We start from the raw sequence: 18,463 nt of genomic DNA on the forward strand, positions 1-18,463 counted from the left end.
GCGTGAAGCGAACGGATGGACAACAAGAAGAAGCTGACAATCTATGAATATAGCAAATGCGGCACCTGCCGGATGGCGGTCAAGGCGCTGGAGCAAGCGGGCTGGGAGCTCGAGCGGGTGCCGATCCGCGAGCAGCCGCCGACGGCGGACGAGCTGGCCGAGCTCGTGCAGCGCAGCGGACTGCCGCTGAAGAAGTTCTTCAACACCTCCGGCGAGGTGTACAAGGAGCTTGGGCTGAAGGACAAGCTCGGCAGCATGGGCGAGCGCGAGCAGCTGGAGCTGCTCGCCTCGAACGGCATGCTGCTCAAGCGGCCGATCGTCACCGACGGCAGTCGCGCCACCGTCGGCTACAAGCCGGACGATTACAAGGCGGCCTGGCCGCATGGCTAAGCCGGTCGGAGCGGCCAAGCTCGGCCGCCTCGGCTCCTCGGTATTCGCCGAGGTCGCCTCGTGGCGCAGCCGTGCGGAGGCGGCCGGCCTCGACGTCATCGACCTGAGCATCGGCAGCCCGGACCTGCCTCCGAGCGAGCGGGTCATGCGGAAGCTGAGCGAGGCGGCACTCGATCCGGCCTCGTACCGCTACCCTTCCTCGCAGGGGAGTGAGCTGTTTCGCCGCAAGGCGGCCGAATGGATGAAGCATCGGTTCGGCGTCGAGCTCGACCCGGACGAGGAGCTGCTGGCGCTCATGGGCTCGCAGGACGGCCTCGCGCATCTGGCGCTGGCACTGTGCGAGCCGGGAGACGCCGCGATCGTGCCGGATCCGGGCTATCCGGTCTATGCCGCTTCGCTCGCGCTGGCGGGCGCGGACCCGATTCTGCTGCCGCTGAAGGCGGAGAACGGCTTTCTGCCCGATCCGGAGCTCGTGCCGGAAGAGGACTGGGAGCGGGCGCGCTTCGTCCTGCTCGGCCTTCCCGGCAATCCGATCGGCGCGGCTTCGAGCCGGGAGCTGCTGGAGGCGCTCGTCGCCAAGTGCCGGCGGCACGGCGTCGTGCTCGTGCATGATCTGGCCTACTCGGAGATGGGCTACGGCTCCTATCGGCCGATGAGCGTGCTGGCGATACCCGGCGCTCTTGACGTGGCGGTCGAGTTCCACTCCATGTCCAAAAGCTTCCATATGGCCGGCTGCCGCCTCGGCTTCCTTGCAGGGAGCCGCGAAGCGGTCGGAGCGCTGCGCCGCCTCAAGGCGAACATCGACTACGGCGTGTTCGGCGCGGTGCAGCGAGCGGCGGCGGAAGCGCTGGACGAGGCGATGGGGCCCGGTTATGCCGGCTTCCGCCACATCTATGAAAGCCGCCGTGACGCGCTCGTGCGGGCGCTCGCCGAGGCAGGCTGGCCGGTCGAGGCGCCGGCGGCCACGATGTTCCTGTGGGCGGCCGTGCCGCAGCCGGCTGACGGCGGGCGGACGAGCAGCCGCCGGTTCGCCGAGCGGCTGCTGGCCGAGACCGGCGTCGCCGTCGTGCCGGGCGACGCGTTCGGCAGCGAGGGCGAAGGCTACGTCCGCATCGCGCTCGTCGAGGACGAGGCTCGGCTCATCGAGGCGGCGGCGCGCATCGCGCGCTGGCTGCCGGACTATTTGCAAAGAGGAGGAGGCTGAAACGATGGACCTGTTCACCTGGAACGAGGACAAGCCGCTGCCGGAGGCGGCGGGAGAAGCGGAGCTGCCGAAGCGCTCGCGGCTGCTGCTCGTCGACGGCATGGCGATCCTGTTCCGCGCCTACTTCGCGACCGCCTACGGCGGCAGCGTGCGGCGGACGAGCTCGGGGCTGCCGGTCAACGCGGTGCACGGCTTCGTGCGCTACTTCATGGACGCGGTGCGGCGCTTCGAGCCGAGTCATGTGGCGGTCTGCTGGGATCTCGGGAGCAGCACGTTCCGCACGCAGGAGTTCACCCTGTACAAGGCGAACCGCCCCGACGCGCCGGATGACCTGATCCCGCAGTTCGACCTCGTCAAGGAGGTCGTCGCCAGCTTCGGCGTGCCGAACATCGGCGCGCCGGGCTACGAGGCGGACGACTGCATCGGCACGCTGGCGCGGCTGCATGGCCAGGAGCATGAGGTGCTCGTGCTGACGGGCGACCATGACCTGCTGCAGCTCGTCGACGAGCGCGTCTCCGTCATCATCATGAAGAAGGGCCACGGCAACTACATGGTGTACACGCCGGAGAGCCTGATGGAGGAGCGCGGGCTGACGCCGCCGCAGATCATCGACGTCAAAGGCCTGATGGGCGACGCGAGCGACAACTATCCCGGCGTCAAGGGCATCGGCGAGAAGACGGCGCTGAAGCTCGTGCAGGAGCACGGCTCGATCGACGGCATCCTCGCCAATCTCGGCTCGTTGTCCGGATCGGTGCGGTCCAAGATCGAGGCTGATCTCGACATGCTGCATCTGTCCCGCCGCCTGGCGACGATCCACTGCGAGGCGCCGGTGCTGCTCGCGATGCACGAATGCTGCTGGGCGGTCGACCGCCACGCGGTCGAGCGCAAGTTCGAGGAGCTCGAATTCCGCAGTTTGATGAGCCTGATCGGCTGAGCGGATCACTATTGACGCGGCAACGCGACCGAGACGGAGGATGTTATGCTATCGTTTGAAGAAAAGCTGGAGCTGTTCCAGAGCTTTCCCCAGCTGACGCGCAGCGACGTATCGATGGGGCGGGTCAACTTTCAGTTCGAGGGCAGCCTGCATGAGAAGAAAAACGTCGTCTTCCGCCTGCACCCCAACGGCGGGGGATATGTTTATGCGGGGCTGCTGGACGGGTACGAAACGGATGAGAAAGGCTACGCGAGCATCCGCGACCTGGACGCCGAGGAGCTGCGGCAGCTGACGGCGGCCTCGATCGCCTCGCTCTCCCGCCCGCCGTCGGCGCCGGCGGCCCAGCCGGGCCAAAGCCGGGCGGCGCGCCGCCGCCGGATGGCCAAGAGCCGCTGGGTCGACGGCGACGGCAATGCGCTCGAGCTGCGCAGCGAGGATGACCTGTGGTATCTGTACGCCGGCCTCAATCTGGAGATGGCGTTCGAGTCGTTCGACGAGGCGGAGGAATACCTCCGCGAGGAAGGCTTCCGTCCGGAAGGCTGATTCCTCCAGATGCCGTCCCGCTAGCGGGACGGCATTTTCGTCGAGGGAGTCGCTTCTCCGGCTGGGGGATCGCGCGTCCGGGCCGGGCCGCAGTCCATGCTTTCCGGCGGATTGTCCATGGAGCATAGGCTTCGGGCGCGCTAGACTCTCTGTATCGGACGATCACGGAAGACGAAAGGAGAATGGGCGATCGATATCGTGCAAGCAAGTCCCGCCATGGCGCGGGAGCTGAGCGGGCTGTTCCACCGCTACCGTCTTTTTTACGGCTATCCCGACAGCGAGGCGGAGCTCGCCCGCGCCGAGGCTTTTCTGACGGAGCGGCTCAGCCGGAACGAATCCGTCGTAGCTGCCGCCATGGAGGAGGGAACTCCTGTCGGCTTCATGCAGCTGTATCCCTCCTTCTCTTCGCTCTCGCTGAGACCGGCCTGGATCTTGAACGATCTGTTCGTCGATCCCGCCTGGAGAGGCAGAGGCGTCGCGCGCGAGCTGCTGCGGGAGGCGGAGCGTCTCGGCGCGGAGACCGGCGCGGCGTACATCCAGCTGTCCACCGCGCATGGCAACGCGGCGGCGCGCAGGCTGTACGAGTCCGAGGGCTACGAGGAGGAGCGGCATTTCGCCGTCTATGAGCGCATCATCGGCAAGCAGCCGGGAGAGGAGGACGGACCATGAGCAAGGGAGCGGTGTCGGTCCGCGCGCTGGCCGAGCATTTCAAGCTCGAGGTGCTGGCGGCCGAGGAGCGGCTGGATCGTCAGGTGACCAAGCCGGGCGGCCATCGGCCGGGACTTGAGTTCGTCGGCTATTTCGATTATTTCCCGATGGAACGGGTGCAGGTGCTCGGCATCAAGGAAATCACGTACCTGCACAAGCTGACCGATCTGGAGCGCAACCTCCACATCGGCAACATCGTCAAGTATCATCCTCCTTGCTTCATCGTCACGTCGGGCCAGCAGGAGGAAGGGCTCAAGTACCTGATGCGCTACTGCGAGGAGGAGGGCATCCCGCTGCTGCGCACGCCGCTGCCGACGACGGAATTCATCGCCGTCATGGACGCCTTCCTCGTCAAGGAGCTGGCGGAGCAGATCGCCATCCACGGCGTATGCGTCAACGTCTCCGGCATCGGCATCCTGCTGCGCGGTTCGTCCGGAGCCGGCAAGAGCGAGACGGCGCACTCGCTCATCCGCCGGGGGCACCGGCTCGTCGCCGACGACGTGATCGTGCTCAAGAAGCTGAGCCCGCGCACGCTGCTCGGCACGCATAACGGCAAGACCAAGGAGTTCCTGGCGCTGCGCAGCATCGGCCTCATCAACGTCGTGCGGCTGTATGGACGCAAGGCCTTTCAGGAGGAGACGCGCATCGCGCTCGACATCGAGCTGACCAAGTGGCGCGACAACGAGCTCAACAACGAGCTGGAGGTCGAGGAGCGGTACACCGACTACATGGGCGTCCGCATCCCGCATATCCAGATCCAGCTGCAGCCGGGCCGCGACGTGGCAAGCCTCGTCGAGGCCGCCGCCAACAACTGGTACTTGCAGCAGCAAGGCTACAGCGCGGTCGAGGAGTTCATGAGCCGGCTGCAGGAAGGCTAAGCGCGCCGGTCTCTCCGGCACATGCCCGAGACGTTCAGGCTAGGTCCGTTTCCCGTGCTTTTCGCGCGGGGACGGGCTTTTTTTGTCGAGCGGCTGTCCCGAAACCGGTCAGTTCGCCCAAGGTTCCGCATATAGTGGATCGGATGATGTCGGAACCAAAGGAGAGGGCGATGGCAAACAACCGGAAGGGAAGACTGTCCAAGCCGCGCAGGAAGGTGCTGCAGGTGGAGGATTCGGCATTTTCGGAGATCGGCTGGATCGATGAGCTGCATAGCGACGATAAGCAGCTGCAGGTGAGCGCGGTAGAGGCTCCGGATCGGCCGGAAGCGCTGATGGAGGTTCAAGCGGACGCGGATGCGGAGGATCTCCAGGAGGCTGCGGATGGAGAGGAGGTCCGGGAAGGCGCCGATGCGGAGGACGTGCAGGCTGCGGCTCCATCCGAGTCCGCCTCTGTGCCCGATGAAAGCGCGGAGGATCGGCTCCGTCAGCTGCTGGAGGAAAGGCGCGGGCCAGAAGCGGCAGCGCCGTCGGTTTACGGGTCCGATCTGGCGGAGGGCTCCGTATCGGAAGCGAAGCTCGCGCCCGGAAGCGTCTCGGCCGGCAAGCTGGCCGACGAAGCGGTGACCGAAAGGGCGCTTGCGGACGGATCGGTAACCGGAATCAAGCTGCGGGACGGGACGGTCGGCTCCGGAAAGCTCGCGCCCGGCGCGGTGCTGGAGGAGCATCTGGCGGACAGCTCCGTCGGCTCCGGAAAGCTTCGCGATGGGGCGGTCTCGTCGTCGAAGCTCCAGGACGGCAGCGTCACGCCGGAGAAGCTGGCGGCTCGGAGCCTGCCGGGGTCGCTGCTGGAGGACGGCGCGATTGAGAGTCGGCATATCCGTCCGGGCACGATCTCGTCCGAGGCGCTGACGGACGGCAGCCTGACGAGCCGCTTGTACGGTCCGGAATCGGTCGGCTCGCCGGCGCTGGCAGCGGGAAGCGTCGACAATGCCAAGCTCGGGGAGCAGGCGGTCACCTCCGCCAAGCTGCGCGACGGCTCCGTCACTTCAGCCAAGCTCGCCAGCGGCGCCGTCGAGCAAGGCCATCTGGCGGAAGGCTCGGTCGGATCCGGCCAGCTGCAGGAAGGAGTCGTGGCGTCCCGCCATCTTCAGGACGGTTGCGTCGGGTCGCAGCAGCTGGCGGAGCATGCGGTCGGCAGCCGCGAGCTGGCGCCGGACAGCGTCGGTCCGGAGGCCTTGCTGCCGGAGTCGGTCGGCAGCGGGCAGATTGCCCCCGGCAGCGTGGAGAGCCGCCACCTGGCGGACGGCGCGGTCGGCAACCGCCAGCTGGCGGATGGCAGCGTCAGCTCGGAGAAGCTGCAGGCCGACGCCGTCACGAGCATGCAGCTGTCGGATCATGCCGTCACCTCCGCCAAGCTGGCGGACGGCAGCATCGCCTCCTCCAAGCTCGGACACGAATCGGTGCAAGCTCGCCATCTTGCGCCGGGCAGCGTCGGCCCGGAAGCCTTGCAGCTGAATTCGGTCGGCAGCGGACAGCTCGCTCCCGGCAGCGTGGAGAGCCGCCATCTCGCGGACGGCTCGCTGGGCAACCGCCATCTGGCCGATGGCAGCGTGAGCTCGGATAAGCTCCGTCCCGACGCCGTGACGACGATGCAGCTGTCGGATCATGCCGTCACCTCCGCCAAGCTGGCCGACGGCAGCGTCGGCTCCTCCAAGCTGGGATTCGAAACGGTGCAAGCCCGTCATCTCGCGCCGGGCAGCGTGGACGGCTCCAAGATCGGCGCCGCCTCCATCCGCCAGTTCCATCTGGGCGAGGGGGTTGTCGGAGCCGGCCAGCTGCAGGCCGGCAGCATCCGGCAGGAGCATCTTCGGGAAGGCAGCGTCGGCTTTTCGAGCTTGCAGGCCGGAGCGGTAGGGAGTGTCCACTACGCGGCAGGCTCGATCGCCGAGGATAAGCTGGCGGACCGCGCGGTGTCGCGCAGCAAGCTTGCGGCGGAGGCGGTCGGTCCGGACGAACTGGGCGTGGAAGCCGTAGAGAGCCGCCATCTGGCGGACGGCAGCGTCGGTCCGGAGCAGCTCGCTCCGGGCGCGGTGGGCCGCAGCCACTTGGCGGATCAAGCCGTCTGCCTCCGGCATGTCGCGGAAAAAGCGATCGACGCCTCCCGGCTCGCCGATGATGCGGTCGAGGCACGCCATCTGGCTCCCGGCTCGGTCGAGCTGGAGGCGCTGGCCGAGCGTTCGGTCGCAAGCCTTCAGCTTAGGGACGGGGCGGTCGACGGCAGGGTGCTGGCCGAACGCTCGGTGACGGCCCGGCACTTGGCCGATTATATGGTCAGCTCGCTGAAGCTGTCGCCCGAGTCGGTATCGACGGATAAGCTTGTTGCCGGAGCCGTGACGGCCGACAAGCTGGCCGAGCAGAGCGTCGTCGCTTCCAAGCTGGCCCCGGAATCGGTCGGACGGCTGCAGCTGCAGCGAGCAGCCGTCGGACCGGAGCAGCTGGCGGCCGGCGCGGTGGAGCGGAGCCGATTGGCGGCCGGAGCGGTCGGGACCGATCAGCTGGAAGCGGGCAGCGTGGGGACGGAGCAGCTGGCGGCTGGCGCGGTGGACCGGAGCCGATTGGCGGCCGGAGCGGTCGGGACCGATCAGCTGGAAGCGGGCAGCGTGGGGACGGAGCAGCTGGCGGCCGGCGCGGTGGACCGGAGCCGGCTGGCGGCCGGAGCGGTCGGAGCCGACCAGCTGGAAGCGGGCAGCGTCGGGACGGAGCAGCTGGCGGCCGGAGCGGTGGACCGGAGCCGGCTGGCGTCCGGAGCGGTCGGGACCGACCAGCTGGAGGAGGGCAGCGTCGGGACGGAGCAGCTGGCGTCCGGAGCGGTGGACCGGAGCCGGCTGGCGTCCGGATCGGTCGGAGCCGACCAGCTGGAGCCGGGGAGCGTCGGGACGGAGCAGCTGGCAGCCGGAGCGGTGGACCGGAGCCGGCTGGCGTCCGGATCGGTCGGAGCCGACCAGCTGGAGCCGGGGAGCGTGGGGACGGAGCAGCTGGCGGCCGGGGCCGTCGACCGGAGCCGGCTGGCAGCCGGATCGGTCGGAGCCGACCAGTTGGAGGCTGGCTGCGTCGGAACGGAGCAGCTGGCGGCCGGCGCGGTGGACCGGAGCCGGCTGGCAGCCGGAGCGGTCGGAGCCGACCAGCTGGAGGCGGGCAGCGTCGGGACGGCGCAGCTGGCGGCCGGGGCCGTCGACCGGAGCCGGCTGGCAGCCGGATCGGTCGGAGCCGACCAGTTGGAGGCTGGCTGCGTCGGAACGGAGCAGCTGGCGGCCGGCGCGGTGGACCGGAGCCGGCTGGCAGCCGGATCGGTCGGAACGGAGCAGCTGGAGGCGTGCGCCGTCGGGACGGAGCAGCTGGCCGCCGGTGCGGTAGACCGGAGCCGGCTGGCCGAAGGGGCGGTCGGATCGGAGCAGCTGGAGGCGTGCGCCGTCGGGACGGAGCAGCTGGCGGAAGGAGCGGTGGACCGGAGCCGGCTGGCTGCCGGATCGGTCGGAGCCGATCAGCTGGAAGCGGGCAGCGTGGGGACGGAGCAGCTGGCGCCCGGAGCGGTGGACCGGAGCCGACTGGCGGCCGGAGCAGTCGGACCGAAGCAGCTGGAAGCGGGCAGCGTGGGGACGGAGCAGCTGGCGGTCGGCGCGGTGGACCGAAGCCGGCTGGCCGCCGGAGCGGTGGACCGGAGCCGACTGGCAGAAGGATCGGTCGGAGCCGACCAGTTGGAAACAGGCAGCGTCGGAACGGAGCAGCTGGCCGAAGGAGCGGTGGACCGGAGCCGATTGGCTCCCGGATCGGTCGGAGCCGACCAGCTGGAAGCCGGCAGCGTCGGGACGGAGAAGCTGGCCGCCGGGGCGGTGGACCGCAGCCGACTGGCTCCCGGAGCGGTCGGAGCCGGTCAGCTGGAGGCTGGCTGCGTCGGACTGGAGCAGCTGGCGGCCGGAGCGGTGGACCGGAGCCGGCTGGCGGCCGGATCGGTCGGAGCCGATCAGCTGGAGGCGGGCAGCGTCGGAACGGCGCAGCTGGCCGCCGGGGCGGTGGACCGGAGCCGACTGGCCGCCGGATCGGTCGGAGCCGATCAGCTGGAGGCGGGCAGCGTCGGAACGGCGCAGTTGGCCGCCGGGGCGGTGGACCGGAGCCGGCTGGCGTCCGGATCGGTCGGACCCGATCAGCTGGAGGCGGGCAGCGTCGGAACGGAGCAGCTTGCCGCCGGGGCGGTGGACCGGAGCCGGCTGGCGTCCGGAGCGGTCGGACCCGATCAGCTGGAGGCGGGCAGCGTCGGAACGGCGCAGTTGGCCGCCGGGGCGGTGGACCGGAGCCGACTGGCGTCCGGATCGGTCGGTCCCGATCAGCTGGAGGCTGGCTGTGTCGGACTGGAGCAGCTGGCGGCCGGGGCAGTGGACCGGAGCCGGCTGGCGTCCGGAGCGGTCGGACCCGATCAGCTCGCGGCCGGGGCGGTGGACGGCCGTCATGTTCAGCCGGGCTCGATCAAGCTCGCGAGCCTGAACGAGGACGTGCTGGACCATTTTCGGAAGCTGGCGGAAGCAGGAAGACAGGAGCTGGCGCTTGAGCTGGAAGCCTGGAAAACCCGCTGCCAGACGACGGAGAACATGCTCGCCCGGAACGAGGCTCTCTGCCAGAAGCTGCAGGTGGACGTCCAGGATGCGGCGGCAGCTCTGTCCCATGCGCAGGCAAGACTGGCCGCCTGTCCGCAAACGAAGCACGGAATCGTGCCCTTCGCCTTTGGCGAGACGGACGCCGAAATCGAACTGCGCATCGCCTTCGACCAAAGCTTCGACGAAGCGACCTACTCGCTTGCCGCCAGCTGCGACCATCCATCCTGCTCCGTCATCATTCGCAGGAAAGAGACGGGCGAAGCGGTGCTGGCTGTCGTCCGCACCCGGTTCGGACCTGCTCCGAGCGGCACGGTCGACTGGATCGCGGCGGGCTGAAAAAGGAAGTGAAGGCCGCGGATGGACCCTCGTCCATAGCCTGCAGGACGCAATCTCGGAAAGCGGCATCGCGCCGCTTCCCGAGGCTGCGTTTTTTTTCATCGGCCTGATTTCCGGACGCGCTATTTTCGCATCGCCGACAACTTGGTTATAATCTATAGAGTAGCTTACTGCCGAATCGGGGGATCATCATGAAAACGAGATATGCGGCAACCGCCTCGCTGGGCGTCATGGCGGCGGGATTCGCGGTCACGACGGCGCTTGCCGACGGTGGCGGGCGCGCAGTCGAGCTGCTGCAGGGCGGCTTCGAGGCCGGCCTCGTCGGCGGCATCGCCGACTGGTTCGCGGTGTCGGCGCTGTTCCGCCATCCGCTGGGGCTGAAAATTCCCCACACGAACCTGCTGCTCAAGAACAAGCCGAAGCTGATCAACGCGCTCGTCTCCTCGCTGGAGAACGAGCTGCTCAACAAAGAGAGCATCAGCGCCCGGCTGCGCAAGCTGAACCTGATCCAGAGCGCCGGCCGGCAGGCCGTCCGCATGCTGGCGAAGCGGAAAAACCGCGAGGCGGTGCTGACTGCCCTTCAAGGCGTCGTCCAGAGACTGCCTGTGGAGAAGCTGTCCTCCTCGCTCCTGCATGGAGCGGCGGGATATGCGAGGGGGGCGGAGCTGCAGCCGCTGGCGGAGCGGGCTGCGGGCGCCGTCATCCGCGAGGGCTGGGACGAGAAGGCGCTGGATTACGCGCTGGATCAGGCGATCGACTGGATCTCCAAGCCGTCCACCGGCAAGATGCTCGGCGAGCTGGCGCAGGCCAAGCTGCAGGAGCTCCAGGTCGGCGGCTTCATGGGCTTCGCCGTGCAGGCGTTCGCCGGCTTCATGAACGAGGACAAGATGGGGGCGATGCTCCAGCATATGCTCCTCTCCGGCGTGAAGGATCTGACGACGCCGGGCAGTCGCCAGCGCGACGCGCTGCTGCTGGAGCTGCGCTCGCGGCTCATCGGCCTGGCCGAGGACGGCGAGAGCCTCGGCAAAGCCAAGGAATGGGCGGCGCTCAAGCTGGAGTCGGCCGAGGCGGCCGAATTCGTCTCCGCCAAGGCGGAGGAGCTGCGCGGCAAGCTGCTGGATTGGCTGGAGGAGGACAAGCGCCGCGGCGGCCGCCTCGTCCTGACGGCGATGAAGGCCGTCCGCGACCGGCTGTCGAGCGAGCCGGAGCTCGTGCGCGGCTGGGAGGAGCGGCTGTCGTCCCTGCTCGTGCAGGCGATCGAGGGCAACCATTACCGCATCGGCCTGCTCGTCCGCGACAACCTCAACAAGCTCGACGACAAGCAGCTCGTCGACATGCTCGAGTCCAAGGTCGGCAGCGACCTGCAGTGGATCCGCGTCAACGGCGCGGTATGCGGCTTCCTGATCGGCCTCGTGCTGACGATGATCGGCTGGATCTAGCTCCAGCCGCCTCTTCTCCCCGACAATTCCCGCCACGTTGAAAAGGGACTGCTTCCTCCATCCGGCTCAAGGCCGAATGGCAGGAACAGTCCCTTTTGCTTGCCTCCGCGGCCAAGCCCCGAGCCTCCTGGCAGCGGCCGCGAGGGCGTCGGTCAAGCCTGCTGCGTATCGTCCGGCACGGAGCCGTTGCCGGCGCCGCTGCGGTCGTCGCCGGGATAGTCGCGCTCCTGCTCGCCATGCAGGCGGCGGTTCTCGTAGCCGAAGCGGTTGGGCTGGCGCTGCTCCGGCCGCCAAGGCTCCTCCTTGACGGGCTCCTCGGGGTGAAGCGTCGCGCCGTAAGGGCCTTCGGGGAACTCCTCGAAGGTCAGATCGTTGCGGCTGGACTCTACGGTCGAAAGATCCGTGTACTTCTCGCGGCGGGACTCTTCCGTCGCGTCGTCGGTGTCGGGACGGCCGACAAAGCGTCCGTCCTCGGGCTGGTCTGGCATCATGCGGCGGCCTCCTTGGATGGGACCGGCTGGGCAAGCCTGTCTCCGTATGGGTGCCGTAGTAGCTTTTCCCGCTCAGTCGGTAAAATTCACTTCGCCCACGACGAGCGACAAAAACGCGCTCAGCTCGGACGCCTCCTCCTCGGTCAGCTTGAACACATGCTCGAGGTAGCCTTCCTCCTCCAGGTCGTCCTGCCCGATGATCGCGGTGCGGCCGCCCTGCAGGTCGGTGACGAGCTTCTTGCCGTAAAAGCGGCTGGTCGCCAGGATTGCCAGATCGAACCGCTTGAGTCCGGGCGTAATCATCGTGACGAAGCGGGTCGACGTCTCCTCGGTCGAGTCCGACATGAAATCGTAGTCTTTGAGCTCCATGATGCGTTCCTCCCCTTGCGCCTGGCTCGGCTGCCTGCTTGAACCGGCGGCGTCCGGCGCGGATGGAGCTAGTATAGCATGGAAGGGGGCTGCACGCCTCGCGGCTCGGCGGAAAAAGCGATTGCCGAGTCCTCGTCCCTATGGTAGGATGGATTTACCAGATAAGGATGGACCGGGAGGAAGCACCTCTCTTGCTTGCAGACGCGAGCGGGAGAGGTGCTTTTTTTGTCTTTTCCGTCCCTTATCGGCCTTATTTTATGGAGGTGCGAGCCATCATGCAGATCGTTTTCTTGAATTCATTCGAAAAACCGCTCGGAGACGGAAGGCTGGACACGGCGCAGCTGACCATCTGCGAGCAGCAGGGAACGTGGTCGGTCGTCTGGAACGGCAGCCGGCACGGAAGCTCGGAGTCGACCGATCTGTGGTACGAGGGAGCGAGCTGGGAGGAGATGATGAACGCGTTCCGGCACGGCGTGGCGGTGCGCATGGGAGAAGGATTCGCTCCGCTTGTGGACGGCATGCTGGACGAGCGGCCGTCGGCTCGGGGCGGCGCGGTGAGCCTCCTGCAGTGCTACGGGGAGCTCCATGCCGACGCCGCGCTGTACGAGGAGCTGCGGGACTGGCGCAGGCTGCGGGCGACATCCGACCGCAAGTCGGCCTACCTCGTGGCGACGAACCGGACGCTGCTCATGATCGCGGCGTTCGTGCCCCGGACCGCGGAGGAGCTGGCGGCGATTCCCGGCTGGGGTCCCGGCAAGGGAGCTTCCTATTCCGCCGAGGTGCTGGCCTTGACGGAAAAGGCGGCCCAACCGAGGCCGTTCCCGCTCGATTGGGTCGAGGAGGCGCTCGACTCCAAGGCGTACGTCCAGTGGCTGTACAAGCAGAAGGAGCACAAGTACAAGAACCGCCTCGACCGCCAGCAGGCGAGCCGGCTGATCTTGGAGGGCGTGCGCGCGGACAAGACGCTCGAGGAGCTGCAAGCCGCCACCGGGCTGCCCCGCCGGGAGCTGATGGAGCGCCTCGAGCAGCTCGACCAGGAGGGCTACGATCTCGAGCCGCTCATCGCGCGCGAGCTGGAGGGCGTGCCGACGGAGGAGCTGTCGCGCATCCGGCAGGCGCTCGCTCAGGAGGGAGACAAGTACCTCAAGCCGATCCTGCACAAGGTATACGGTCCCGAGCCTTCGTCCGGCTTGAAGATCGAGCTTGCCTACGACCGGCTGCGGCTCGTCCGGATGCGCTGCAAGCGGGAGAACGCGGCGGGACTGACCGCTGGCTGACCGGGATGAATCTGATTCAAAATGAGACCTTCCATAGGGTTGACAATATAGGACAATAGTCGCGGATATGCAAGAATTGGTATACTTGTCCTAGGATCTTTAGTATAATGGCTCCTATATACTCAAGGTGAAGATACTTGACGGATAAGGGGCGTATTGACGCGGATGAAAGCTGAATTTATCAATCCTTTCCTGGAATCTGCGGTCATGGTTTTGGAGCAGGTCGTCCAGATCAAGCCGCAGACGGGACCGATCGGTCTTAAGGAGCTGCGAGGTCAATCGGATTTCATTTGGATTCAGATTCAGCTGTTCGGTCAGGTGAGCGGAGATATCGTGTTCGGCATGAGCGAGGTCTCGGCCCTGCGGATCGTGTCCGCGATGATGGGCGGATTCCAGCTCTCGGCTCTCGACGACATGGGCAAGAGCGCCATCTCCGAGCTCAGCAACATGATCAGCGGCAATGCGACCACCAAGCTGTCCAGCCAGGGCGTTCATGTGGACATCACGCCTCCTGCGCTGCTCCAGGGCTCCCAGCTCCAGCTGCTGGAGTCGCGCAAGGCGCTGACGGTACCCGTCATTTTGGACGGCATCGGGCAGATGGATATACAGGTGCTGCTGGCGTCCTAGCATGAAGAAGCTCCCTTCGGGGAGCTTTTTTCGTGGGGCAAGCCGCTTTTTGCCAACCGTCCGCGGATGCAGTACACTTGGGGCAGGTGATGACCATGGTAAAAGATAAGATTGTCGTGCTGACCGGAGCGTCCAGCGGCATCGGAGCGCTGACGGCGGGCCATCTCGCCCGCGCGGGAGCGCTGCCGGTGCTCTGCGGCCGCAACGAGGAGCGGCTGCGGCAGGCCGCCGCCGCCGGGGGCGGCAGCGCGGTGCGGGTGCTCGACGTGACGGACGATCGCTCCGTCGAAGAGGCGTTCCGCTCCGTGCTCGAGGAGTTCGGCCGGATCGACGTGCTGATCAACAACGCCGGATTCGGCCTCTTCAAGCGGTTCGACGAGACTCCGCTCGAGGAATTCCGTTCCATGATGGAGACAAACTATATGGGCATCGTGCGCTGCACGCAAGCCGCGCTGCCCGCGATGAAAAAGCAGGGTCGCGGCCATATCATTAATGTCGCGTCGATCGCCGGGAAGCTGGCTACCCCGAAGTCGAGCGGCTACTCGGCCAGCAAGCATGCCGTGCTGGGGCTGACGAACGCGCTTCGTCAGGAGCTGGCGGGCAGCGGCATCGCCGTGTCTGCGGTCAATCCGGGGCCGATCAACACGCCCTTTTTCGACCAGGCGGATCCGGACGGCGACTATGCGCGCAACATCGGCTGGATCATGATGAAGCCCGACCGGGTCGCCCGCCGCATCGCGGGGCTGGTCGAGCGTCCTCGCGACGAGCTGGACCTGCCTTGGCTGCTTGCCGCAGGCACCCGGCTCTACCAGCTGTTCCCCGGAATCGCCAGCCGGATCGCCGGTCCGATGCTGAACAAAAAATAGCGGCATACCTGAAGGAGTACGAACGAAATGACTTATGAAAGCTGGAGTCGCCTCGGCCTGTCCGAGGCGGCTTTCGAACGGTTCGAAGCAAACGGGATCGGGGAGCCGACCCCGATCCAGCAGCAGGCGATTCCGCCTCTGCTCGCAGGCAAGGACGTGTCGGCAGGCTCGCAGACCGGCACCGGCAAAACGCTCGCCTATCTGCTTCCGCTGCTGCAGCGCATCGACGCCTCCAGCAAGGCGATTCAAGCCGTCATCCTGTCGCCGACGCAGGAGCTGGCGATGCAGATCATGCGCGTCGCCCAGGAGTACGGAGAGCCGCTCGGCATCCGCGCCCAGCAGCTGATCGGCGGCGCGGCGATGAAGCGCCAGCTGGAGAAGCTCAAGCTGAACCCGCAGCTGGTCGTCGGCACGCCGGGGCGCATCCACGAGCTCGTCAAGGCCAAGAAGCTCAAGCTGACGCAAGTCGCGACGGTCATCGTCGACGAAGCGGACCAGGTGTTCGCGCTCGGCTCGACGAGCGACGTGGAGACGATCCTGTGGGCGACGCCGAAGAACCGTCAGCTCGCCTTTTTCAGCGCCACGCATCCCGACGTCATGAAGACGCTGGAGAAGCGATGGATGAAGGAGCCGCTGCGCGTCGACATCGAGCCGGCGCAGCGCGTGTCGGAGACGATCTCCCACTATTATGTCGTCTGCGACTGGCGCGACAAGACCGATACCGCCCGCCGCCTGCTGCGGCTGCTGGAGCCGGAGTCCGCGTTGATCTTCATCAACAATACGGACCTGATCGCGAACTATGAGGCCAAGCTGTCGTTCGAGGGGTTCGACGTGGAATCGATCTACGGCGATGCCGACAAGCAGAAGCGCGCCGCCACGCTCGCCCGTTTCCGCGAGGGGCGCACGAAGCTGCTGCTCGCCACCGATGTGGCCGCACGCGGCCTCGACATCCCGGGGCTCCCGCTCGTCATGAACCTGGAGCCGCCTGCGGACGCGGACCAGTACGTGCACCGCTCCGGCCGGACGGGCCGGATGGGGCGCGAGGGCGTCGTGCTGACGCTGGCCGCTCCGAACGAGACGTACCTGATCGAGAAATACGAGCGCAAGCTGGGCATCAAGCTGCAGGAGAAAGCGCTCTACAAAGGCAAGCTGTGGGATCCGCATGAAGTTCCCCGCGGCAAAAGCGGCGGCGCGCCGGCGCGCGTCAAGCCGTCTGCGGGAGCGACGGCGGACCGCCGCGCGGGCGCAGCGGCTGCGGCCGGCGGCAACGGCACGGCGGACACGCGGAAGGCGTCTGCGGCCAAGCAAGCCGCCGTGAAGCCGCAAGAGGCGTCGTTCCGGCAAGCGAAGCCAAGCTCGGATGCGGGACGCGAGCCGGCGGCCGGGGCTGGTCCTGACAAGCTGTCCCATCCCGTGCGGCCGTCGAGTTTGGCCAAGCCGGCCGCCCAGGTTCAGCCGTCAGGCTTCGTCCAGCCGACCCTTCCCGCCAAGGCAGCGAGTCCTGCCAAGGCAGCGAGTCCTGCCAAGGGAGCCAGCCCCGCCAAGCCGGTCAAATCCAAGGCGCGCGCGGCGAAGGCGGACAAGAACAAAGGCGCGCCGAAATGGCTTAAAGCCAAGCGCGAGCAAGGCGATACGCCGAAGAACTGATCGAAGGGGGGCGGCGCTCGATGAGCGAGCTTCAGGCTGGAGCGGAGGTGCTCCAGGTGAAAGGACTGACCGGCGGCTACAGCCCGCGCCGGCCGGTGCTGCATGAGCTGGACTTTACGGTCCGGGCAGGCGAGATGATGGGCTTGATCGGCCTCAACGGCGCGGGCAAGAGCACGACGGTCAAGCATCTGCTCGGGCTGATGGCTCCTCATCGCGGCGAGATCCGCATCGCCGGAACGACGCTGGAGGCCGATCCCGACCGCTACCGCAGCTCCTACGCCTATGTGCCGGAGGCGCCGGTGCTGTTCGAGGAGCTGACGGTGGAGGAGCATCTGCGTCTGACCGCGATGGCCTATGGCCTGGACGAGAAGCAATATGCCGAAGGCCGCGACCGCTTGCTGGAGGAGTTCCGCATGGGGCCGAAGCGAGGGGCGCGGGCGGCCCATCTGTCCAAGGGAATGAAGCAGAAGGTGATGCTCATGAACGCGCTGCTGGCCCGGCCGGCTCTGTACATCATCGACGAGCCGTTCCTCGGCCTGGATCCGCTCGGCATCCGTTCCCTGCTCGACCGGCTCGTGGAGGAGCGCGCCAAGGGTGCGGCGATCCTGATGAGCACGCATATCCTGTCGACGGTGGAGACGTACTGCGACCGCTTCATGCTGCTGCACGGAGGGCGCATCCGGGAAATGGGCACGATGGACGAGGTCCGGAGTTCGCGCGGGGCGGAAGGAGAATCGCTCGAGGACATCTTCTACCGCGTCGTGGAGGAGAGTGACGCCGATGGACGAGGCGCTTGACCGCGAATGGCGCCGGCGGGCGCTGGCGTTCTACAAGGACTGCCTGCCGTTCCTGGGCGACATGGCCCGGAGCGGCCTGCCGCTGGCGCTGTTCGCGCTGATTATCGTCGGATCGGCTTCCTATGCCGGGCTGCTCGAGCGCATCCCCGCCGACTTTCCCGCGGCCGCGCTCGGCACGCTGCTGCTGGCGCCGGTACTGTACTGGAGCCCGATGCGCACGTGGCTGCAGCCGGCCGACCTCGTCTTTCTCCTCCCCCGCGAAGCCGGGATGAAAAGCTATCTCCGCCGCTCCTGGCTGCATACGCTGCCGGGCGGACTCGTGCTCGCCGCCGCTGTGCTGCTGCTGTACTGGCCGATCCGCGCCCATGTGCCGGCGGACCGGCTGACCGGCTGGACGCCGGAGCTGCTGCCGGCTCTGGCGGCCGTGCTCGCGCTCAAGGCGCTGGCGAGCGCCGCCGCCTGGCGGGAGCGCCAGATCGCCTGGAGAGCGAGCCGCTCCGCCCTAAAGCTGCTGCGGCTGGCGATCACGGCCTGGCTGCTCTACGTCTGGTTCACGCAGCCGGCGGGGACGGCGGCGCTCGTGTCCGCGCCGGCGGCGCTGCTCTGGTGGGCGGCCTCCCGTTTGCCGAAGCGGCTTCCGCTTCCTTGGGAGCGGCTGATCGAAGAGGAGAGGCGGACCGCGAGCCGCTATATCCGCTTTTTCGGCTGGTTCACGGAGGTGCCCTCGCTGCAGCCGAGCGTGCATTCGCGTCCGTGGCTGTCTTGGATCGCGTCCGCGATCCCGCTGCGCAAGCGCAGCACCTACACCTACCTGTACAGCCTGAGCATCGCCCGCACGGAGCTGGGCGGCATGCTGCTGCGGATGACGCTGCTCGGCATGCTCTGCTGCTACTGGCTCGGCGACAGCGGCTGGCTGGAAGGCTGGGCGGCCGCCGCCTGCGTGCTGCTGTTCCTGCTGATCGCGGGCTTGCAGTCGGCGGCGCTGACGGGCTGGCATCGCCATGTCGTCTGGCGGCATGTCTATCCGCTTCCGGAGAGCGGGCGCCTGCGCTCGGCGGCGGCCGTCGACCGGAGCGCCCTGACGGCGGTCGCGGCGCTGCTATGGCTCGCCGCCAGCGTGCCGCTGCTTGCAGCGGGCCACGTCTTTGCGCCGGCCACGGCGGCCTTGCTGGCGGCCGTCTACGTGGGGCTTCGTCCCCGGCGGCTGCTCAAGCGGCAGCAGCGCGAGGAAGAGGAGGAGTGAACGAGAAAAGGCTGTCCCCGATTCCAAGGGGACAGCCTTTTCTCATTTGCCGAGCTGAACTTGCC

At 67.4% G+C, this 18,463-nt stretch carries 16 protein-coding genes; 14 read left to right on the plus strand and 2 right to left on the minus strand.

Features of this window, described 5'->3' with window-relative positions; all coding sequences use genetic code 11:
* Positions 1 to 15 precede the first annotated feature (15 nt).
* The 8 genes from HGI30_RS07275 to HGI30_RS07310 all read left to right on the plus strand — a co-directional run bounded on the left by HGI30_RS07275 (position 16) and on the right by HGI30_RS07310 (position 11,081).
* Complete coding sequence (locus HGI30_RS07275; protein WP_168907018.1) at positions 16 to 390, plus strand: arsenate reductase family protein; 375 nt, start codon at positions 16 to 18, stop codon at positions 388 to 390.
* Positions 383 to 1,594 carry an aminotransferase class I/II-fold pyridoxal phosphate-dependent enzyme gene (locus HGI30_RS07280; protein ID WP_168907019.1) on the plus strand — a complete coding sequence of 404 codons (1,212 nt, stop codon included), beginning with the start codon at positions 383 to 385 and terminating at the stop codon, positions 1,592 to 1,594. The genes HGI30_RS07275 and HGI30_RS07280 overlap by 8 nt, the downstream gene beginning before the upstream one ends.
* A 4-nt stretch (positions 1,595 to 1,598) precedes the next feature.
* Positions 1,599 to 2,528 (plus strand): 5'-3' exonuclease, encoded by a 930-nt coding sequence (locus tag HGI30_RS07285; RefSeq protein ID WP_168907020.1) that lies wholly within the window; start codon positions 1,599 to 1,601, stop codon positions 2,526 to 2,528.
* A gap of 45 nt (positions 2,529 to 2,573) precedes the next feature.
* The gene (locus HGI30_RS07290; protein WP_168907021.1) at positions 2,574 to 3,071 is read left to right on the plus strand and encodes a hypothetical protein; all 498 of its coding nucleotides are present in this window, start codon (positions 2,574 to 2,576) and stop codon (positions 3,069 to 3,071) included.
* 198 nt (positions 3,072 to 3,269) lie between these two features.
* Positions 3,270 to 3,740, plus strand: a complete 471-nt coding sequence (locus tag HGI30_RS07295) for a GNAT family N-acetyltransferase (RefSeq protein ID WP_235680355.1) — start codon at positions 3,270 to 3,272, stop codon at positions 3,738 to 3,740.
* Positions 3,737 to 4,657: an HPr(Ser) kinase/phosphatase gene (hprK, locus tag HGI30_RS07300; protein WP_168907022.1), complete on the plus strand. Its 921-nt coding sequence runs from the start codon at positions 3,737 to 3,739 to the stop codon at positions 4,655 to 4,657. Before HGI30_RS07295 ends, hprK begins: the two co-directional genes overlap by 4 nt.
* Positions 4,658 to 4,827: 170 nt before the next feature.
* Positions 4,828 to 9,642 carry a WIAG-tail domain gene (locus HGI30_RS07305; protein WP_168907023.1) on the plus strand — a complete coding sequence of 1,605 codons (4,815 nt, stop codon included), beginning with the start codon at positions 4,828 to 4,830 and terminating at the stop codon, positions 9,640 to 9,642.
* A gap of 191 nt (positions 9,643 to 9,833) precedes the next feature.
* Positions 9,834 to 11,081: a DUF445 domain-containing protein gene (locus tag HGI30_RS07310; protein ID WP_168907024.1), complete on the plus strand. Its 1,248-nt coding sequence runs from the start codon at positions 9,834 to 9,836 to the stop codon at positions 11,079 to 11,081.
* A gap of 152 nt (positions 11,082 to 11,233) precedes the next feature.
* Here HGI30_RS07310 and HGI30_RS07315 read toward each other — a convergent pair whose 3' ends face one another.
* Both HGI30_RS07315 and HGI30_RS07320 read right to left on the minus strand, forming a co-directional pair.
* Positions 11,234 to 11,569, minus strand: coding sequence for a hypothetical protein (locus HGI30_RS07315; RefSeq protein ID WP_168909781.1), 336 nt, complete (start codon positions 11,567 to 11,569; stop codon positions 11,234 to 11,236).
* Positions 11,570 to 11,644: 75 nt separating this feature from the next.
* Complete coding sequence (locus HGI30_RS07320; RefSeq protein ID WP_168907025.1) at positions 11,645 to 11,941, minus strand: DUF3055 domain-containing protein; 297 nt, start codon at positions 11,939 to 11,941, stop codon at positions 11,645 to 11,647.
* A 275-nt stretch (positions 11,942 to 12,216) separates the two neighbouring features.
* Here HGI30_RS07320 and HGI30_RS07325 point away from each other — a divergent pair, with 275 nt between their 5' ends.
* The 6 genes from HGI30_RS07325 (at position 12,217) to HGI30_RS07350 (ending at position 18,398) form a co-directional block, all read left to right on the plus strand.
* On the plus strand, positions 12,217 to 13,218 hold the full coding sequence (locus HGI30_RS07325; protein WP_168907026.1) for an HRDC domain-containing protein: 1,002 nt from the start codon (positions 12,217 to 12,219) through the stop codon (positions 13,216 to 13,218).
* A 165-nt stretch (positions 13,219 to 13,383) separates the two neighbouring features.
* Positions 13,384 to 13,845 carry a chemotaxis protein CheX gene (locus tag HGI30_RS07330; RefSeq protein ID WP_168907027.1) on the plus strand — a complete coding sequence of 154 codons (462 nt, stop codon included), beginning with the start codon at positions 13,384 to 13,386 and terminating at the stop codon, positions 13,843 to 13,845.
* A gap of 95 nt (positions 13,846 to 13,940) precedes the next feature.
* On the plus strand, positions 13,941 to 14,711 hold the full coding sequence (locus HGI30_RS07335; RefSeq protein WP_168907028.1) for an SDR family NAD(P)-dependent oxidoreductase: 771 nt from the start codon (positions 13,941 to 13,943) through the stop codon (positions 14,709 to 14,711).
* A 27-nt stretch (positions 14,712 to 14,738) separates the two neighbouring features.
* Positions 14,739 to 16,358, plus strand: coding sequence for a DEAD/DEAH box helicase (locus HGI30_RS07340; RefSeq protein WP_168907029.1), 1,620 nt, complete (start codon positions 14,739 to 14,741; stop codon positions 16,356 to 16,358).
* A 20-nt stretch (positions 16,359 to 16,378) separates the two neighbouring features.
* Positions 16,379 to 17,155 (plus strand): ABC transporter ATP-binding protein, encoded by a 777-nt coding sequence (locus tag HGI30_RS07345; protein WP_168907030.1) that lies wholly within the window; start codon positions 16,379 to 16,381, stop codon positions 17,153 to 17,155.
* The gene (locus HGI30_RS07350; protein WP_168907031.1) at positions 17,139 to 18,398 is read left to right on the plus strand and encodes an ABC transporter permease; all 1,260 of its coding nucleotides are present in this window, start codon (positions 17,139 to 17,141) and stop codon (positions 18,396 to 18,398) included. The genes HGI30_RS07345 and HGI30_RS07350 overlap by 17 nt, the downstream gene beginning before the upstream one ends.
* Positions 18,399 to 18,463: the final 65 nt, after the last annotated feature.

Source organism: Paenibacillus albicereus (assembly GCF_012676905.1).
Classification (GTDB): domain Bacteria; phylum Bacillota; class Bacilli; order Paenibacillales; family Paenibacillaceae; genus Paenibacillus_O; species Paenibacillus_O albicereus.